Origin of the sequence: Nitrincola schmidtii (genome assembly GCF_008973715.1) — a bacterium.
Lineage (GTDB): Bacteria > Pseudomonadota > Gammaproteobacteria > Pseudomonadales > Balneatricaceae > Nitrincola > Nitrincola schmidtii.
In genome coordinates, this window is sequence record NZ_WBOL01000009.1 from 60,293 (window position 1) to 77,781 (window position 17,489).

The following is a 17,489-nucleotide window of genomic DNA, read 5'->3' on the forward strand; positions in this document are numbered from 1 at the left end:
GGAAAGCAGTGTGAGCAAAATTTTAATTAACGATTTATTGGCGATAGATAAACCGATTATTCAAGCGCCGATGGCCGGTGTTCAAGGAAGTGAGTTAGCGATTGCTGTTTCAGAGGCGGGTGGTTTAGGTTCTCTTCCCTGCGCCATGTTAACACCGGAGGCGTTAGTCAACGCCTTAACACAGTTATGCGAGTCCACCACTAAGCCCTATAACGTCAACTTCTTTTGTCATACTTCCCCTATTCCTAATTTAGAAATAGAGCAACGTTGGCAGGCATCGCTTAAACCCTATTATGATCAACTCGGTTTGTCATTGAATGATATTGCAGATGGTTCGGGACGACGTCCATTCGATGCGGATACCTTAGCCTTATTAAATGATTTTCGACCGTCCGTGGTGAGCTTTCATTTTGGTTTACCTGATGAAGCCCTAGTCGATCAGCTACGTAGCTGGGGAACTAAAATTCTATCCAGCGCCACCACGCTAGAAGAAGCACTCTGGCTTGAAGAGCGCGGTGTCGATGCCGTTATCGCACAAGGATTGGAAGCCGGTGGTCATCGCGGTATGTTTTTGACAGAGGATTTATCCACACAATCTGGCTTATTTGCCCTATTACCTCAGTGTGTGGATGCCTTAAGCATTCCGGTGATTGCTGCCGGTGGTATCGCCAATCCCAAGGCGGTCAAAGCCGCAATGGCATTAGGTGCAGCGGGTGTGCAAGTGGGCACTTCCTACCTGCTATGCCCTGAAGCAACCACCTCTGCTGTGCATCGACAGGCTCTTTCTGGCGCAGAACCTCATACGGCTCTAACGAATCTTTTCTCAGGTCGCCCTGCCAGAGGTATCGTGAATCGGGTTATGCGCGAACTCGGACCACTAGGTGATGCTGTACCCGCCTTTCCTTTAGCAACCGCTGCCATTGCACCCCTAAGAGCTGCCGCTGAAGCACAGAGCTCTAGTGATTTTTCGCCCCTTTGGGCGGGTCAAAATCGTTCGGGTTGTCAGGCGATACCTGCAGCAGAAATCACTCATTGGTTAATGTCTTAGGTACATTGCGATTGCTTATGAGTTGATAAGATGACATCCAGCATCGTGCGATCTATGATCCGGTAAACAACGTTTTGTCATCAGGATTTCGGGATGTCATCGGCTAAACAATCGACCTTGTTAACTCAATCGTCGCCTAATATTGATCTGCGACAGGTTGCTGAAATCGCAGACAATTATTACGGGTTAAAGGGCGATATCAAGCCCTTACCTGGTGAGCGTGATGCTAACTTTAGACTTCGTGTCTCACCTAAGCAGCAATACATGCTGCGTTTCATTAATACGGCTGAAGCCCCCGTCGAAGTTGCCTTTCAAACGGAGCTGTTGCGTTATTTAGAAGTGCATGCAGCTGAGCTGCCTATTCCTAAGTTAGTGCCCTCCCTAGGTGGAGACTATCAACCGATCATTCTTCAGGATGATTTGAGCTATTGTTTACGGATAGTGACTTATCTAGAAGGGACGCCACTGCATCTGCATCAAGGTAACTCACTACTCGCTTATGATTTAGGAGAGGTGTTAGCCAAACTTGATCTTGCCTTAGCCGAGTTTTCTCATCCGGGCGCAAAACGAGACCTGTTGTGGGATATTACTTATCCACAGCGATTGTTGGACCAGATCGACTGTTTGCAGGATCAGCCGTTAGCGAAATTGGTTTTGTCTGTCATCGATCGTCATACCCATCAAGTATTACCTAAGCTTGACTCCCTCCCTTGGCAGGTCAGTCATAACGATTTAAACCCTCATAATGTGTTGGTGAGCTCAGATCAGCAGTCGATCAGTGGCATCATTGATTTTGGCGATGCGCTTTATGTTCCTAGGGTGAATAATTTAGCGACAGCGCTTTCCTATCAATGGGTTGATGGTAAGGATCCGTTTGGTTGTGTGCGTCCTTTTATAGCGGCTTATCTAAAACACCAGCCATTAACGCCACAAGAGCTAAGTTTGCTACCTGTACTGATAGCGACTCGTATGTGCTTGACGCTGTTAATCACTTCGTGGCGAGCGACTCTCTATCCTGAAAATCGGGCGTATATTATGCGCAATTTTGCCTTGGCAAAGCGCAGTTTAGAATCCTTAAGCCTGCTGCCGAATGACTGGATTGAGGACCTTCTACCCACGACGACCACCACTATTCATGGAGCCAATCATGGCAGATCATGCTGAACTCATTCAACGCCGTCAGCGGTTGTTGGGTAAAAGCTATCGACTCTTTTATCAAAATCCTCTTTATCCCGTTAAAGGTGAAGGCGTTTGGCTATATGAGGCGGATGGTAAGCGATATTTAGATGCCTATAATAATGTTGTTTCCGTTGGGCATTGCCACCCTAAAGTAGTGGAAGCGATCTGTGCTCAAGCATCTCAACTTAATACCCATACCCGTTATCTTCATGATTCGATTCTAAATTATGCTGAGCGTTTGCTAGTGCGGTATCCAGCGCATCTCAACAATCTGACCATGACGTGCAGTGGTAGCGAAGCTAACGATCTAGCTTTGCGGATCGCGAGAGAAGTTACTGGCAATCCGATCGCCTTGATCACGCGTTGGGCTTATCACGGTACGACAAGCAGCATAGCCGAGATATCGCCATCGCTAGGTATCGATATCGGTAAAGATGTCAGAATACTCGATGCTCCCGATACCTTCCGTAACAAAGGTAAATGGTTAGCCTCACTCAGACAGACACTTGATGAGCTTTCTGTTCAGGGACTTAACCCCGCAGCGCTGATCATGGATGGTGTTTTCTCCAGCGACGGTATCTTTATTCCTCCCGCCGAAGAGATTCAACAAGCCGTTGAGTGGGTGCGTCAAGCGGGAGGCATCTACATAGCCGATGAGGTGCAATCGGGTTTTGCTCGAACAGGTAACCACTTTTGGGGATTTGAAGCCTATCAGGTAAAGCCGGATATGGTGACCATCGGAAAACCTATGGGTAATGGTCATCCGGTTGCTGGGTTGGTTGCGCGTTCGGATTTGTTGGATCAGTTCGGTGAAAAACAGCGCTATTTTAATACCTTCGGCGGCAATCCTGTCTCTTGTGCGGCTGCAAATGCCGTGTTGGATGTGATTGAAGATGAACAGCTTCAAATGAATGCTCAACGTCAAGGTCAGCGCCTGCGGTATAATCTTGATAAGTTGGCAGGACGCTACCACTGTATAGCAGATATTCGTGGTTCAGGATTGTTCTATGGTATTGAGTTGGTGAAAGACCGCGAAAGTCTTGCACCTGCTTCAGAACTAGCCAGTATGGTTGTTAACGCTATGAGAGAAGCGGGTGTGCTTATCAGTGCAACGGGTCCCGATGCTAATGTACTCAAAATCCGACCACCCTTAGTTTTTGCTGAAGAACATGTTGATCTGTTAACCGATACCTTAGACAAGGTTTTACTTCGATTTGAAGGCTGTTATTAGCAGATTTTCGGAAACATTGATTTCGCTATTGAGAGAGGAGAATCACTTCCCGATACAAAAACTTGAAAATATTCTGCCAAGCAGGTCATCAGGGGTAAACTCGCCGGTGATCTCTCCCAGACTTTGTTGTGCGATACGTAAGTCTTCTGCCAACAATTCTCCAGCACTATAACCTTCGAGCTGGTTGAGTCCTTCATGCAGCTGAACAGAGCAGCGGTCTAAGGCATCTAGATGACGTCTTCTGGCCATAAAGCCACCCTCAGTGGTACTGCTAAAGCCGATGCAGGTTTTTAAGTGTTCACGTAACAGCTCTATCCCCTGCCCATGTTTCGCGGATAAAGCTATAAGTGAGTAATTACTTTCATCATGAATACAGGGAGATTCTGCCTGTAAATCGATCTTATTGCGTATCACAGTAATCTTACTGGCATCCTTTAATTGAGCAACAAATTCAGGCCAAATCTCAGCTGGTGTTTGTGCGCTGGTTTCGCTGCTATCAACCACCATTAAAATACGATCTGCCTTATGTATCTCTTGCCAAGCGCGATCAATACCGATGCGTTCTACTTGGTCTGGCGCATCACGTAAGCCAGCAGTATCGATAATATGCAGTGGCATACCATCAATATGTATATGCTCGCGCAACACATCTCGAGTCGTTCCGGCTATATCAGTGACAATAGCCGTTTCACGCCCAGCTAAGGCATTCAGTAAGCTAGACTTACCAGCATTGGGTTTACCGGCAATGACCACCTGCATCCCTTCGCGCATCAAACTGCCTTGATGCGCTTCTGCTTGAACCAATTTTAGGTCAGCGATGATCGCTAATAAATCCTGTTTTACTTTACCATCGGCTAAAAAATCGATCTCTTCTTCTGGAAAATCGATGGCTGCTTCTACATAAATTCTTAGGTGAATTAAGCGCTCAACCAAGGCATGGATTCGTGCCGAAAAGGCACCTTGTAAAGAACGAAGCGCACAGCGTGCAGCCTGTTCAGAGGTGCTATTGATTAAATCCGCTATCGCCTCCGCTTGTGCAAGATCTAGCTTATCATTCAAAAAAGCACGCTCAGAAAACTCTCCGGGTCTTGCAGGTCTTGCTCCAAGGGCAATCACGCGCTGCAGGATAAAATCCATCACAACCGGACCACCGTGCGCTTGAAGTTCTAACACATCTTCACCTGTAAATGAGTTAGGTCCAGGAAAATACAACGCAATCCCTTGATCGATGGTCTGTTGGTCATCAGCAAAGAAATTACCATAATGGGCGTAGCGAGGCTTCGGCGTGAGTTGTAGAACCTGTTCTGCAATGCTTAATGCGAGTGGACCTGAAACTCTAATGATGCCCACACCCCCTCTGCCGGGCGCTGTCGCTTGTGCAGCGATGGTATCCTGTGTCGGGTGTGTCATGGTTATCCTCTTGTGTACTGGGTTTTAGTAACAAAAAAGACTCCATTAGGAGCCTTTTTGATTAAGCAGAAGTCAGTTTAACTGGCTTCTTTTTTATTGTCTTCATTCTCGATTTGACGAGTAATGTACCACTGTTGAGCGATTGACAAAATGTTGTTCACTAGCCAGTAAAGTACTAGACCTGCTGGGAACCATAGGAAGAAGAAAGTGAAAACGATGGGTAGCATTTTCATAATCTTCGCCTGCATAGGATCCGGCGGTGTTGGATTCAACTTCTGTTGAAGGAACATGGTAATCCCCATCAGAATTGGCAGGACGAAATAAGGATCCATCACTGACAAATCTTGGATGTACCAGAAGAACGGTGCATGACGCAGCTCTACAGATTCCATCAACACCCAGTAAAGTGCAATAAATACTGGCATCTGAGCTAAGATCGGTAAACAGCCACCGAGAGGATTGATCTTCTCTTTCTTGTAGAGTTTCATCATCTCTGCTGACATTTTCTGACGATCGTCGCCATAAAGCTCTTTCATGCGCATCATTTCGGGACCGAACTTGCGCATTTTCGCCATCGAACGGAAGGCTTTTGCATTCAACTGGAACAGTGCTGCTTTTACGACAATGGTAATACCGATAATCGCCAAGCCCCAGTTATCCACGAAGCTGTGAATAAAGGTTAGTAACCAGTACAGAGGATAAGCGATCCACCATAACCAACCGTAGTCTACGGTAAGCTTTAAGTTAGGAGCCGTTGCTTCCAACTGTTCTTGATCTTTAGGACCTATGAACAGGGTTGAACTAACCTCTGTGCTGTCTCCAGACGCAACATCGATAGCCGATGATAAGAAACCAGCAATAAACTCATCATTGACGCGACGAGTTTGGAAGTTATTGGTTTGGCCTGGCTGAGGAACCCATGCTGTCACAAAGTAATGCTGACTGAACGCAACCCAACCATCCTGACTGGTTTGGTTGAAGTTGCCGCGCTCCATATCTCGGAAGGTTACTTTCTGGTACTTGTTATCTTCGGTCGAGAAGATAGCCCCAAGGTAAGAAGCCATACCGACAGATGTCGAACTGGTAGGGTCTTCAGATTTATCACGCTTTAACTGACCGAAAAGAGTTGCACGGAAAGGCGCATCACTTTGGTTGTTAATGAGATAGTCGATACCTACACGGTAGCTACCACGTTCAAAACGATAGCGCTTAGTAATTTCAACACCGGTTTCAGTGGTATAGGACAAGTCGACAATTAAGTTGTCTTGATCGTCCAGAACAAACTCACTTGCGCTGGCTTGAAATATAGGGCGTCCATCTGGACTAGCATCTGGCCCATCGCGCCCAACCAATCCACTCTGTGCCACATAGGTTCTGAAAGCATTTTGTTCAAGAAGAACAAAAGGTTCTTCAGAACCTAAGCGTGCTTTATGTTGAGGGAGAGCTGCATGAATGATATCACCGCCTCGAGTATCGATGATGACATCAAGAACATCGGTACGTACACGAACTTGAGCAGCTTGTGAGCCAACAGACTCAACAATGACAGGTGCGCTAGGATCGGCAGCTGCGGGTATATCACCACTGTCAGCGACGCCACTGGGTAAGTCAGAGCCCAGAGAAATGTCGCTACCATTGGCAGTACTAGTGACTGCTACCTGTGGCGCTGAAGCAGGTTGATTGTAGTCCTGGTTCCACTGCAGAAATACCAAATAGGTAATCAGTGCCAGGGCTGAGAGTAATATAACTCGCTGTACATCCATCGCGATAAACCATTAGTTGTCAGTTTGGGCTTTAGAAGCTTTTCGTTCCAGTCTAGACCAGCTTTGTTCAATAAGGTTCTGTAATTCCTTATTGTTTAGATTGTCTAGGCCTTTGCGTGCAAGAATGATGATATCAACATTCGGCAGCTGATGCTGACGCAAACGAAAAGATTCGCGAATAATATGTCGAATATGACTACGATTAACAGCCCGACGGACATTTTTTTTGGAAATAACAAAACCCAATCGGGGATGACCGAGTTCGTTTTGGCGGGCAAGGATCAACAGAGAGGGGTCAGAGACCTTTAGAGTGGCTCTGTCGAATACCCTTTTGAAGTCCCCGGGTGTTAAAAGTCTTAATGCCCGGGGGTATCCGAATTCGGCCATTCAGTCGGTAGCCGCTTGACTGATTAAACAGTCAGGCTTTTGCGACCTTTGGCGCGACGACGATTGAGTACTTGACGGCCGTTTTTGGTCGCCATGCGTGCACGGAAACCGTGAGTACGTGCGCGTTTCAGTACGCTTGGTTGAAATGTTCTTTTCATTGCCCAGTCCTGCTTACGTTATGTATTGCTGCGCGGTCCGCTGGAAATTATCTCCTCGCAGCCACGATGATGTATGTAAAAAATCAGACGCGAAATTATAGGGGTTGCGGCTTGCCCTTGCAAATGATTTGTGACATTTTTCAACAAATAACAACGCCCAATATGGCAATGGGCTGTGGATAACTTATCCTAAAAAGGATAGAATGAATTCAAATTAGCATTCAATTACGTGGCTTTATCCGGTTTGGGGTTTGTGCATGTCAGTAGCGTTATGGGAGCGGTGTCTTTCCGGTCTCAGGGAAGAATTCCCATCGCAACAGTTTAATACTTGGATCCGTCCGTTGCGGCTAGCTGATTGTTCGGCAGATCACCTTGTCTTAACCGCCCCTAATCGATTTGTAAAAGATTGGGTTTGTGACAAGTATCTATCACATATACGTCAAACCTTTATTAATGTCAGTGGAAATTTATCCGCAGAAGTCAGTATTGATATTGCCGGTAAACAAACCGTCGCGAATGGTAAGGCTGCGTTTTTAACCACTCAACCTGCGGTTAACACAAACCATGATGTATCTGATAACTACTCTACTTTATCGCACAGTATATCAGATTACCCTTTAGCTACTGATAGCAATGAATCTGTTGCTTCGGTAATTCAAGCCATTGAACCACCGTTAGCAGTTAACTCCAGCATTACTATTCCAAATACCATGATTCCGCAACAGTCGTCACCAAGTCAGGTACATCTTCCGTTGCATGACCCTATTCAAAACGAACATCACCTTGACGACTCCCGTCGCCGTAAATCACGCAAAGTGGATGTTGAAGGTGGTGTCAAACATCAATCCAACTTAAATCCTGCTTTTACTTTTCAAGCTTTTGTTCAAGGTAAGTCCAACCAATTGGCATTGGCCGCTGCTCAGCAAGTCGCTGATAATCCCGGTGGTGGTTACAATCCGTTGTTTATCTATGGCGGCGTTGGTTTAGGTAAGACTCACTTAATGCATGCAGTTGGCTGCGAGATGCTTAAGCGAAATCCCAATGCAAGAATTGTCTATCTTCATTCTGAGCGCTTTGTAGCCGATATGGTTAAAGCCCTTCAATTAAATGCGATTAACGACTTTAAGCGTTATTATCGTTCTGTAGATGCATTGTTAATTGATGATATTCAGTTTTTTGCTGGTAAAGAACGTTCGCAAGAAGAGTTTTTTCATACCTTCAACGCCTTGCTTGAAGGTGGTCAACAATTGATTCTGACCAGCGATCGTTATCCGAAAGAGATTAATGGAGTTGAAGAGCGCCTGAAGTCGCGTTTTGGATGGGGTTTAACGGTCCCTATAGAGCCCCCTGAACTTGAAACTCGGGTGGCTATTTTGATGAAAAAAGCGGATGAAGCGCGTATTGTACTTCCTGATGATGCTGCTTTCTTTTTGGCACAAAAAATACGCTCCAATGTTCGTGAGCTCGAAGGTGCTCTGAAACGAGTGATAGCGAATGCTCACTTCACTGGTAGCGTCATCAATACTTCGTTTATTAAAGAATCCTTGAAGGATCTACTTGCCCTTCAAGATAAGCAAGTCAGTATTGATAATATTCAGCGAGTTGTTGCAGATTACTATAAAATCAAAACTAATGATTTATTATCGAAACGACGTAGCCGTTCTGTAGCACGTCCACGTCAAGTGGCTATGTCGTTATCGAAAGAGTTAACCAACCATAGCTTACCTGAAATTGGTAATGCGTTTGGTGGACGAGACCATACTACGGTTCTTCATGCTTGTCGTAAAATTAAAGAGCTTCGTGAAAGCAATAATGACATAAGTGAAGATTATAAAAACCTGCTGCGTCACCTGACGGCGTAGTGTTCAGATCCTGACCAAGGAATGAAGCCATGAGATTTGTGATTTCCAGAGAAGCACTGATCAAACCCTTACAGTTAGTTGCAGGGGTTGTAGAACGCCGTCAGACAATGCCGGTACTCTCAAACATTTTGTTAGTTGCCGCTGATGGTATGCTGTCGATGACGGGTACCGATCTTGAGGTAGAGCTGGTAGCTCGCATACCTCTTAATGAAATGGCTGAAGCTGGCTCTGTGACGATCCCAGCCCGTAAGCTGATGGATATCTGTAAGTCTCTTTCTGACGATGCTTTGGTTGAGGTTCACGTAGCTGATGACAAAGCTAAAATTAAAGCAGGTCGAAGCCGTTTCTCGTTAGCGACGCTACCAGCAGCAGACTTCCCCAATGTTGAAGACAGCCCGGAAGCCTTAACTATCTCTTTACCTCAGTCTTCGTTGCGTCAGTTAATCGAAAAAACTGGTTTCTCTATGGCGCAACAAGATGTTCGTTACTACCTAAACGGTATGTTACTGGAGGTGAGAGATTCTACCCTTCGTGCAGTTTCAACGGATGGACATAGATTAGCAACGAGTACTTCCCCTGTTGAGGCCGATGCTTCGCTTGATCACCAAATTATCATTCCTCGTAAAGGTATTTTAGAATTAGCTCGGCTTCTTCAAGGTGGCGATTCTCCTGTCACCCTAGTAATTGGTTCTAATCACATCCGTGCTGTGGTCGGCGACTATACGTTCACTTCAAAATTAGTTGATGGTAAGTTTCCTGATTATAATCGGGTTATCCCCCGTAATGGTGATAAGGTTTTACTCGGTGATAGACAAGAACTCCGTCAGGTTTTTACCCGTATCGCGATTCTATCGAATGAAAAATACCGTGGTGTTCGACTGAATCTGAGTAATGGCATGTTACAAGTCACCGCTAATAACCCAGAGCAAGAAGAAGCTGAAGAAACATTGGCGGTTGATTATGAGGGGCAAGATCTAGAGATAGGGTTCAATGTTAATTACTTGTTAGATGTATTGTCTATTTTGAATTCTGACGTGGTTCGTTTAATTCTCTCTGACGCAAATTCAAGTGCTTTGGTTCAAGGCTACGATGAACATGATGCGCTTTATGTCGTGATGCCGATGAGAATGTAGCAGGTTATTACCTGTTTTAATTCCTAATCTATGTCGATTTCTTATTTAAACATCTCAGGTGTCCGTAATCTTATGGCACCTGAGTTTAATCCCTCTGCTCGCATCAATATTATCTCGGGTAAAAATGGTAGTGGTAAGACCAGTATCTTAGAAGCAATTCATTTTTTATCGACCACTCGCTCCTTTCGTACGCATGAGATCCGCCACTTGCTGACCCAAGGTCAAGAGGCTGCCTTAGTCTTTTCTCGTGTCCTTGATAGCCATAGCAAGCACCCTCTTCCGTTAGGAGTAGAAAGACGCCTCTCAGGTGATGTTCGGGTTCGTTACGATGGACGATCCTTGGATTCTGCGGAACTAGCAAGCTTGTTACCTGTTCAGGTTTTGTATAGCGGTACCTTTGAGTTATTGGACGGGTCTCCTGCTGTTCGAAGACAGTTTCTCGATTGGGGTGGTTTCCATGCAGATGTTCAATTTATTAATTTATGGCGTGGATTTAGACGTGCACTGAAACAACGGAATTCTTTGCTGAAATATGGTAAAGTTGATCGATTGCAGATGCAGGTTTGGGATCGTGAATTCATTGCCTATGGTGAGCAATTAACTGAGCATCGACGCGCTTATTTAGATCGTTTGATACCTGAGTTTAATCGTATTTTATCTATTCTTTTAGATGATATAAGCATTGAACTTAAATTCTTTACTGGATGGGACAGTAAGCGCACTTTAGAGGCGGTACTGTCCGATCAAGTTGACCGTGAAATCCAACAAGGGTTTACCTTAGCGGGTCCCCAGAGAGCTGACTTACGCTTTCGTTGTGATGGTATCAATGCTGCTGACCGTTTGTCTCGTGGCCAAAAAAAACTGGTTGTGAGTGCATTGCGTTTAGCTCAAGGTCAGGTGTATCGGCAGCATTCTGATCGTGCCTGTATTTATTTAGTGGATGATTTGCCATCTGAATTAGATGAGCCTCATGCACAGTTGTTTTGTAATTTTTTAGAACAGAGTGATGATCAGTGTTTCATCACCTGTGTCGATCCTGACAGTTTAATTAAATTTTGGTCGCCAGATACGGATCTGGCGCTCTTTCATCTGGATGCCGGTAGCTTGTCTTGCCGGTAACGCTAGGAGTGTACAATGAGTGGTGAAAACTCTACTTACGATTCAACGAGTATCAAAGTTCTGAAGGGACTCGATGCCGTCAGAAAGCGTCCAGGCATGTACATCGGTGATACTGATGACGGAAGTGGCCTTCATCATATGGTGTTTGAGTTAGTCGATAATGGTATTGATGAAGCCTTAGCGGGCTACTGTACTGAAGTTGCAGTTATCATTCATCCTGACGAAAGTGTAACGGTTTCTGATAACGGTCGTGGTGTCCCTACGGATATTCATGAAGAAGAAGGTGTTTCGGCTGCTGAAGTTATTATGACTGTTCTTCATGCCGGTGGTAAATTCGACGATAACACCTATAAAGTTTCTGGTGGTCTTCATGGTGTCGGCGTGTCTGTTGTAAACGCCCTTTCCAGTGAGTTAACCTTGACGATTCGTCGTGATGGAAAAGTGCATGAGCAAATTTATGTACACGGCGTTCCTCAAGCACCCTTAAAAATTGTTGGTGAAACCTCTTCTACCGGTACAATTGTTCGCTTCAAGCCTTCTGAGGAAACCTTTACCAATATCCATTTTCAATTTGATCTTCTTGCAAAACGTCTTCGTGAACTCTCTTTTCTAAATTCAGGTGTTCGTATTCGTTTGAAAGATGAGCGTGCAGGTCGTGAAGAGATCTTTGAATATGAAGGTGGTCTAGCTTCTTTTGTTTCGTATTTGAACCAGAGCAAAACTACCGTCAATACTATTTTTCATTTCAATGCGATGCATGAAAACGGTGTTGGTGTTGAAGTGGCTATGCAATGGAATGATAGTTTTCAGGAAAGCATTCATTGTTTTGCCAATAATATTCCCCAGCGTGATGGTGGTACCCACTTATCCGGCTTTCGTGCTTCTTTGACGCGTTGCTTAAATAACTACATTGAAGCTGAGCAATTAAATAAGAATGGTAAGGTAGCCACTACCGGTGATGATAGTCGTGAAGGTCTTAATGCGATTATATCCGTCAAGGTGCCTGATCCTAAGTTCTCTTCACAAACGAAAGATAAATTGGTTTCATCAGAAGTTAAAACGGCTGTTGAGCAATTAATGGCGCAACACTTATCTGACTATCTTCTAGAAAATCCTCAGGATGCTAAATCAATTGTTTCCAAAATGATTGATGCTGCTCGCGCGCGTGAAGCTGCCCGAAAAGCTCGTGAGATGACACGCCGTAAAGGTGCATTGGACGTTGCAGGTCTTCCCGGAAAGTTAGCTGATTGCCAAGAGAAAGACCCTGCACTTTCTGAAATCTACCTTGTGGAGGGTGACTCTGCAGGTGGTTCTGCAAAGCAAGGTCGTGATCGTCGTACCCAAGCCATTCTTCCTTTAAAAGGTAAGATTCTTAACGTTGAGAAAGCGCGTTTTGATAAGATGCTGACCTCTGCCGAAGTCGGAACACTGATTACTGCTTTGGGTTGTGGTATTGGTCGTGATGAGTTTAATGCGGATAAATTGCGTTATCACTCTATCATTATCATGACGGATGCTGACGTCGATGGATCGCATATTCGTACTTTATTGTTGACCTTCTTTTATCGCCAGATGCCTGAATTGATTGAGCGTGGTCATCTTTATATAGCGCAACCGCCTCTATACAAGGTCCGTAAAGGTAAGCAAGAACAGTACCTAAAAGATGAGCCAGCACTAGAGCAGTATTTACTACAAGGTGCTCTTGATGGCACTCAGCTATTCCCTTCAGCAGAAGCTCCACCTATCTCAGGTGAATCTCTTGAAAAGTTAATTGAACGTTATCGTCATGTTGAGTCCTTGATTGCACGTATTAGTCGTGTCTATCCAGCGTCCGTTTTACGTCAATTAATGTACCTGCCTAAGCTCGAGCTTGATCAGCTATATGATCGTGCTGCTGTTGAAGCGTGGGTTGAAAAGCTTTCGGTCTACCTTTCAGACTTTGTTAGTTCATCTTCTGCTTGGTACGGCTGTACGGTTGTTGAAGATCGTGAACATAGTCAGTTTGTTCCTGAAGTTAAATTCACTCAACACGGTATCGATATTAACTATCGTTTTGATCAGGAGTTTTTCCGTTCGAGAGATTATCAGTCTATTGCCACTCTTGGTGAAGAGTTGCAGCAGTTACTCGAAGAGTCAGCGTACTTGCAGCGAGGTGAGCGTCAGTATCAACTTCGCAATCTTGGTGATGGTATTCAGTGGCTCTTAGATATCTCCCGCAAGGGCAATAACGTGCAGCGCTATAAAGGTCTAGGTGAGATGAATCCGGATCAGTTGTGGGAAACCACCATGGATCCCGATGCACGTCGTATGCTTCAAGTTACCATCGATGATGCTATTGGAGCTGATCATCTCTTCTCTACTTTAATGGGAGATGATGTTGAACCGCGAAGAGCTTTCATTGAAGCGAACGCATTGAACGTTTCTAACCTAGACGTTTAATCGATTTCCGTTTCATCTGAGGGTGGCTTAGGCTGCCCTTTTTTTGTATCTTTTTATAGGCCTCCAATCTTCCGCTACATTTTTACATATTAGTTTTTTATCACTTCTTCAGGCATTAGTGCCTTTTATACTCATTACTTGTTCCACGTGAAACATGGCCTCTTTCTAGATTCGCTTGGCGCAGGCTGAGATTTCCTGCGTCGTTTATCTCGTTCATAGATTTCACGATCATCTATCAGACCAAGGCGAACTTATATTCTTATTTCAAATTATCCGGCACCATGAACTCTGGTAAGCCCCCGCCTAAGAATTTAATTGTCTAGTTATGCGAACCGATCCAGTCTGAGCTCCGCGTGGTCTGTGGATAGATGTAATTAGAAGCTCTTACCACGGCGACAGTAATGATCTGAGCTTGTAGGATAGCCTCTTTGCCGGAATTTGACACATCTCCGAATGAATATGGACAGAATAGCGTTTAGTTATCCTTTGTCGTACAGCGTGGATGATACAATTGGAACGGGGTTCTAGGGTGGCAGCTTTGATGTGGAATCAGCGGCAGTTTTGGCGTGGAACGGGTGGAAGGCTTGGTCTGGAATCAATGGCAATCTTAGTCTGGAATACACCTCCTTTCTTGTAAATCTTTAATTAAAAAATATTGACGTGTTCCACGTGAAACAAAAAAAAGCCCGCTGATGCGGGCTAAGATATAAGGGTAATAGAACTCTATAGAAGTGAAATGTCGGCAGTGCCTAAGAAGAGCTTACGTAGATTAGAAAGAAGCGTTAGTCGATTATTTCTAATAGCATCGTCTTCCGAGTTGACCATCACGTCGTCAAAGAACAAGTTGATCTGATCCTTTAGGGAAGCAAGCTGAAGCATTGCTTGAGTGTAGTTTCCCTGCTCAAATAAAGGCTGAAGCGACTGGGTCAACTCATTCACAGAATCAGCTAGAGCAATTTCAGCGGGCTCTAAAAGAAGCGTTGTATCAAGTTTGCTTGACGCAATCGGAGATTCAAGTTTAGCCAAAATATTAGCAACACGCTTATTCGCTGCGGCAAGATCTATAGCTTCTGGTAATTCAGAAAACTGAGCGACAGCTTGGACACGCTTGTCAAAGTCTAAAGGTCTTGTTGGGCGCATGGCCTGTACTGAAAGATAGACGGCAACAGATATAGATTTCTCTTCATACCATGCTCTAAAGCGCTCCAGCATGAAGTCTATAACACGCTTAACTACATCTTTACTTCCGGCTAGCTCAGGATAATTTGCTGCTGATAGCGCAACTAGCTCTTCAAGATCGAGATCAAGATTGTTCTCGATGATGATGCGAAGTACACCTAGGGACTGACGACGAAGTGCAAACGGATCTTTTGAACCCGTCGGTGGTTGGTTAATGGCAAATAAACCAGTGATCGTATCTAAACGGTCGGCGATTGCTAATGCCATGCCCGTCTTAGTAGTTGGCAGCTGATCACCCGCGAAGCGAGGCATGTACTGCTCATTAAGTGCTAAAGCAACTTCGTTCTCCTCGCCATCATGCAGTGCATAATGGTAACCCATCAACCCCTGCAGTTCGGTAAACTCAAAGACCATATTAGTCATTAAGTCACACTTAGAAAGCAAAGCAGCTCGGGAAGCAAATTCAGGGTTGCCGCCTATTTGCTTAGCTATATTAGAAGCTAGCCCTTGTACCCTTTCAGTTTTCTGGTAAAGCGTACCTAAGTCATGTTGGAATACGATCGACTTCAATTTTTCAGTACGGTCTGATAATGGTGTTTGACGATCTTGCTCAAAGAAAAAAGCTGCATCCGCAAGACGTGGACGAATTACTTTTTCATTGCCGGAGATAATTTGCGAAGGATCTTTTGATTCAATATTAGAAACAGTAATGAAGTAAGGTAAGAGTTTTCCATGCGCATCGATTAGGTGGAAATACTTCTGGTTAGCCTTCATTGAAGAGATTAACGCTTCGGCAGGAACCTGCAAAAAACGTTCTTCAAAACGACCCATCAAAGCCACTGGCCATTCATTAAGCGCAGAGACTTCATCTAACAGATCTTCGTCGATAACGACTTGAGCATCGATCTTTGCAGCTTCTGCAAGAACTTGAGCACGAATTTTCTCACGACGATCGTTGATATCAACGATCACCATACCTGGGGAAAGCAGTTTAGTCGTGTAATCACTGGGTGAGAGAAGTTCGATACTGTGGGGATAGTGAAACCTGTGTCCTTGAGTCTTGCGACCTGAAGTTAGTCCTAGAATAGTGCAAGGTACAACCGTTTCACCTAACAGCATCACTAGCCAATGAACCGGACGAACAAACTCTGTACGACTTGCTCCCCAGCGCATACGCTTTGGAATCGGAAGCGCTGCTAATGAATCCGAAACGATTGCAGGCAATAGCTCTGTTGAAGGCTTGCCCTTCTCCATTCCTTTATAGACATAATATTGTCCTTTGCCAACTTCTTGGGTAGTCAGTTCATCCAGTGATACACCACAGGAACGAGCAAAACCTTCAACTGCTTGAGTTGGAGCTTGTGTGGCGGGCCCACGCTTTTCGAATTCGCGATCGGGTTGAGCAACAAGAAGATCTTTAACAACCACAGCTAAACGTCGTGGTGAAGCGTGTACCTGTACAGATGAATAGCTCAAACCTGCAGCTTGTAATCCTCTCTCTATTCCGTCGCCAAACGCACTAGCGAGTGTTAATAAAGAGGTTGGTGGCAATTCTTCAGTGCCTAATTCGACTAAGAAATCCTGATTTATCATGCGTTTTTCTCCTCACAGGCAGCGAGTACTTCTTGACGTATTCCTTCTGGAGCCAAGGGGAAGCCAAGTGCTTTACGTTTATCAAAATAAGCATGTGCTACTAAGCGTGCCAAGGTTCTTACCCGTAAAATAAAACGTTGGCGCTCGGTGACTGAAATTGCATGACGAGAATCAAGTAGGTTAAACGTATGGGATGCTTTAAGCACCATTTCGTATGCAGGTAACGGAAGCTGTGCTTCAAGTAACTTATTACATTCACGCTCATAGTGATCAAAATTACTAAATAGCGTAGCAACGTCAGCATGTTCAAAGTTATAGGTAGACATTTCGACTTCGTTCTGATGAAACACATCACCATAAGTCGTTACACTACCGTCAGGTTGTCTTGCCCAGACGAGGTCATAAACACTGTCTACACCCTGAAGGTACATGGCTATACGCTCAAGACCGTAAGTTAACTCCCCTGTCACTGGGTAGCACTCTAAACCACCTGCTTGCTGGAAGTAGGTGAACTGAGTGACTTCCATGCCATTAAGCCATATCTCCCAACCCAGACCCCAAGCACCCAGTGTTGGTGATTCCCAGTTGTCCTCTACAAAGCGAATGTCATGAATTAGAGGGTCAATGCCTATGTGCTTTAAAGATCCGAGAAACAACTCTTGAAGGTTATCAGGCGATGGTTTTAATACGACTTGAAACTGATAATAATGCTGAAGGCGATTGGGGTTTTCACCATAGCGACCATCGGTAGGACGTCGACTGGGCTGCACATAAGCGGAACGCCAGGATTCAGGTCCGATGGAACGCAAAAAAGTGGCTGGATGGAAAGTACCCGCACCTACTTCAAGATCTAGAGGCTGGACAATAACACAGCCAAGATCGCCCCAATATTGTTGCAGGGCAAGGATTAAGCCCTGAAATGTGCTAACGTCTGTCGTCACCTTGTCAGTCACGTGAATCACCTTAATAATAGAATGATCAAAATAAA

The 17,489-nt window shown here is 44.9% G+C and carries 13 protein-coding genes; 7 read left to right on the forward strand and 6 right to left on the reverse strand.

The window, feature by feature from the left end:
- The first annotated feature begins 10 nt into the window (after nucleotides 1-10).
- From F7R24_RS09315 to F7R24_RS09325, 3 genes are all read left to right on the forward strand, one after another.
- Nucleotides 11-1,048 (forward strand): NAD(P)H-dependent flavin oxidoreductase, encoded by a 1,038-nt coding sequence (locus tag F7R24_RS09315; RefSeq protein ID WP_476703643.1) that lies wholly within the window; start codon nucleotides 11-13, stop codon nucleotides 1,046-1,048.
- Between the two features lie 93 nt (nucleotides 1,049-1,141).
- A complete protein-coding gene (locus F7R24_RS09320; RefSeq protein ID WP_151670985.1) occupies nucleotides 1,142-2,212 on the forward strand; it encodes a phosphotransferase in 1,071 nt (356 codons plus the stop codon).
- Entirely contained in the window at nucleotides 2,196-3,458 is a 1,263-nt protein-coding gene (locus F7R24_RS09325) for an aspartate aminotransferase family protein (protein ID WP_206057513.1), read from the forward strand. The genes F7R24_RS09320 and F7R24_RS09325 overlap by 17 nt, the downstream gene beginning before the upstream one ends.
- A gap of 42 nt (nucleotides 3,459-3,500) precedes the next feature.
- On the opposite strand, the gene mnmE is transcribed toward F7R24_RS09325, so the two are convergent.
- The 4 genes from mnmE to rpmH all read right to left on the reverse strand — a co-directional run bounded on the left by mnmE (nucleotide 3,501) and on the right by rpmH (nucleotide 7,176).
- Nucleotides 3,501-4,868, reverse strand: coding sequence for a tRNA uridine-5-carboxymethylaminomethyl(34) synthesis GTPase MnmE (gene mnmE, locus F7R24_RS09330; protein WP_151670987.1), 1,368 nt, complete (start codon nucleotides 4,866-4,868; stop codon nucleotides 3,501-3,503).
- A 77-nt stretch (nucleotides 4,869-4,945) separates the two neighbouring features.
- Nucleotides 4,946-6,631 carry a membrane protein insertase YidC gene (yidC, locus tag F7R24_RS09335; protein ID WP_151670988.1) on the reverse strand — a complete coding sequence of 562 codons (1,686 nt, stop codon included), beginning with the start codon at nucleotides 6,629-6,631 and terminating at the stop codon, nucleotides 4,946-4,948.
- Between the two features lie 12 nt (nucleotides 6,632-6,643).
- Nucleotides 6,644-7,018: a ribonuclease P protein component gene (gene rnpA / locus F7R24_RS09340; protein ID WP_151670989.1), complete on the reverse strand. Its 375-nt coding sequence runs from the start codon at nucleotides 7,016-7,018 to the stop codon at nucleotides 6,644-6,646.
- 23 nt (nucleotides 7,019-7,041) lie between these two features.
- Nucleotides 7,042-7,176, reverse strand: a complete 135-nt coding sequence (rpmH, locus tag F7R24_RS09345; protein ID WP_036512751.1) for a 50S ribosomal protein L34 — start codon at nucleotides 7,174-7,176, stop codon at nucleotides 7,042-7,044.
- Nucleotides 7,177-7,433: 257 nt separating this feature from the next.
- Here rpmH and dnaA point away from each other — a divergent pair, with 257 nt between their 5' ends.
- Genes dnaA through gyrB form a run of 4 tightly spaced genes read left to right on the forward strand, consistent with a single transcriptional unit; the run spans nucleotide 7,434 to nucleotide 13,729 of the window.
- Entirely contained in the window at nucleotides 7,434-9,038 is a 1,605-nt protein-coding gene (dnaA, locus tag F7R24_RS09350) for a chromosomal replication initiator protein DnaA (RefSeq protein ID WP_151670990.1), read from the forward strand.
- A gap of 29 nt (nucleotides 9,039-9,067) precedes the next feature.
- On the forward strand, nucleotides 9,068-10,171 hold the full coding sequence (dnaN, locus tag F7R24_RS09355) for a DNA polymerase III subunit beta (RefSeq protein ID WP_151670991.1): 1,104 nt from the start codon (nucleotides 9,068-9,070) through the stop codon (nucleotides 10,169-10,171).
- A 30-nt stretch (nucleotides 10,172-10,201) separates the two neighbouring features.
- A complete protein-coding gene (gene recF / locus F7R24_RS09360; RefSeq protein WP_151670992.1) occupies nucleotides 10,202-11,290 on the forward strand; it encodes a DNA replication/repair protein RecF in 1,089 nt (362 codons plus the stop codon).
- Nucleotides 11,291-11,305: 15 nt separating this feature from the next.
- On the forward strand, nucleotides 11,306-13,729 hold the full coding sequence (gene gyrB / locus F7R24_RS09365; protein ID WP_151670993.1) for a DNA topoisomerase (ATP-hydrolyzing) subunit B: 2,424 nt from the start codon (nucleotides 11,306-11,308) through the stop codon (nucleotides 13,727-13,729).
- A gap of 723 nt (nucleotides 13,730-14,452) precedes the next feature.
- On the opposite strand, the gene glyS is transcribed toward gyrB, so the two are convergent.
- Together glyS and glyQ are read right to left on the reverse strand one after the other, a co-directional pair.
- The gene (glyS, locus tag F7R24_RS09370) at nucleotides 14,453-16,501 is read right to left on the reverse strand and encodes a glycine--tRNA ligase subunit beta (RefSeq protein ID WP_151670994.1); all 2,049 of its coding nucleotides are present in this window, start codon (nucleotides 16,499-16,501) and stop codon (nucleotides 14,453-14,455) included.
- A complete protein-coding gene (glyQ, locus tag F7R24_RS09375; protein WP_420812984.1) occupies nucleotides 16,498-17,454 on the reverse strand; it encodes a glycine--tRNA ligase subunit alpha in 957 nt (318 codons plus the stop codon). The genes glyS and glyQ overlap by 4 nt, the downstream gene beginning before the upstream one ends.
- Between the last annotated feature and the right edge of the window lie 35 nt (nucleotides 17,455-17,489).

Coding starts and splice junctions, on each gene's coding strand:
- dnaN (WP_151670991.1), top strand. CDS start 9,068: ATGAGATTTGTGATTTCCAGAGAAGCACTGATCAAACCCTTACAGTTA.
- dnaA (WP_151670990.1), top strand. CDS start 7,434: ATGTCAGTAGCGTTATGGGAGCGGTGTCTTTCCGGTCTCAGGGAAGAA.
- recF (WP_151670992.1), top strand. CDS start 10,202: ATGTCGATTTCTTATTTAAACATCTCAGGTGTCCGTAATCTTATGGCA.
- rpmH (WP_036512751.1), bottom strand. CDS start 7,176: ATGAAAAGAACATTTCAACCAAGCGTACTGAAACGCGCACGTACTCAC.
- mnmE (WP_151670987.1), bottom strand. CDS start 4,868: ATGACACACCCGACACAGGATACCATCGCTGCACAAGCGACAGCGCCC.
- rnpA (WP_151670989.1), bottom strand. CDS start 7,018: ATGGCCGAATTCGGATACCCCCGGGCATTAAGACTTTTAACACCCGGG.
- gyrB (WP_151670993.1), top strand. CDS start 11,306: ATGAGTGGTGAAAACTCTACTTACGATTCAACGAGTATCAAAGTTCTG.
- glyS (WP_151670994.1), bottom strand. CDS start 16,501: ATGATAAATCAGGATTTCTTAGTCGAATTAGGCACTGAAGAATTGCCA.
- yidC (WP_151670988.1), bottom strand. CDS start 6,631: ATGGATGTACAGCGAGTTATATTACTCTCAGCCCTGGCACTGATTACC.
- F7R24_RS09320 (WP_151670985.1), top strand. CDS start 1,142: ATGTCATCGGCTAAACAATCGACCTTGTTAACTCAATCGTCGCCTAAT.
- F7R24_RS09325 (WP_206057513.1), top strand. CDS start 2,196: ATGGCAGATCATGCTGAACTCATTCAACGCCGTCAGCGGTTGTTGGGT.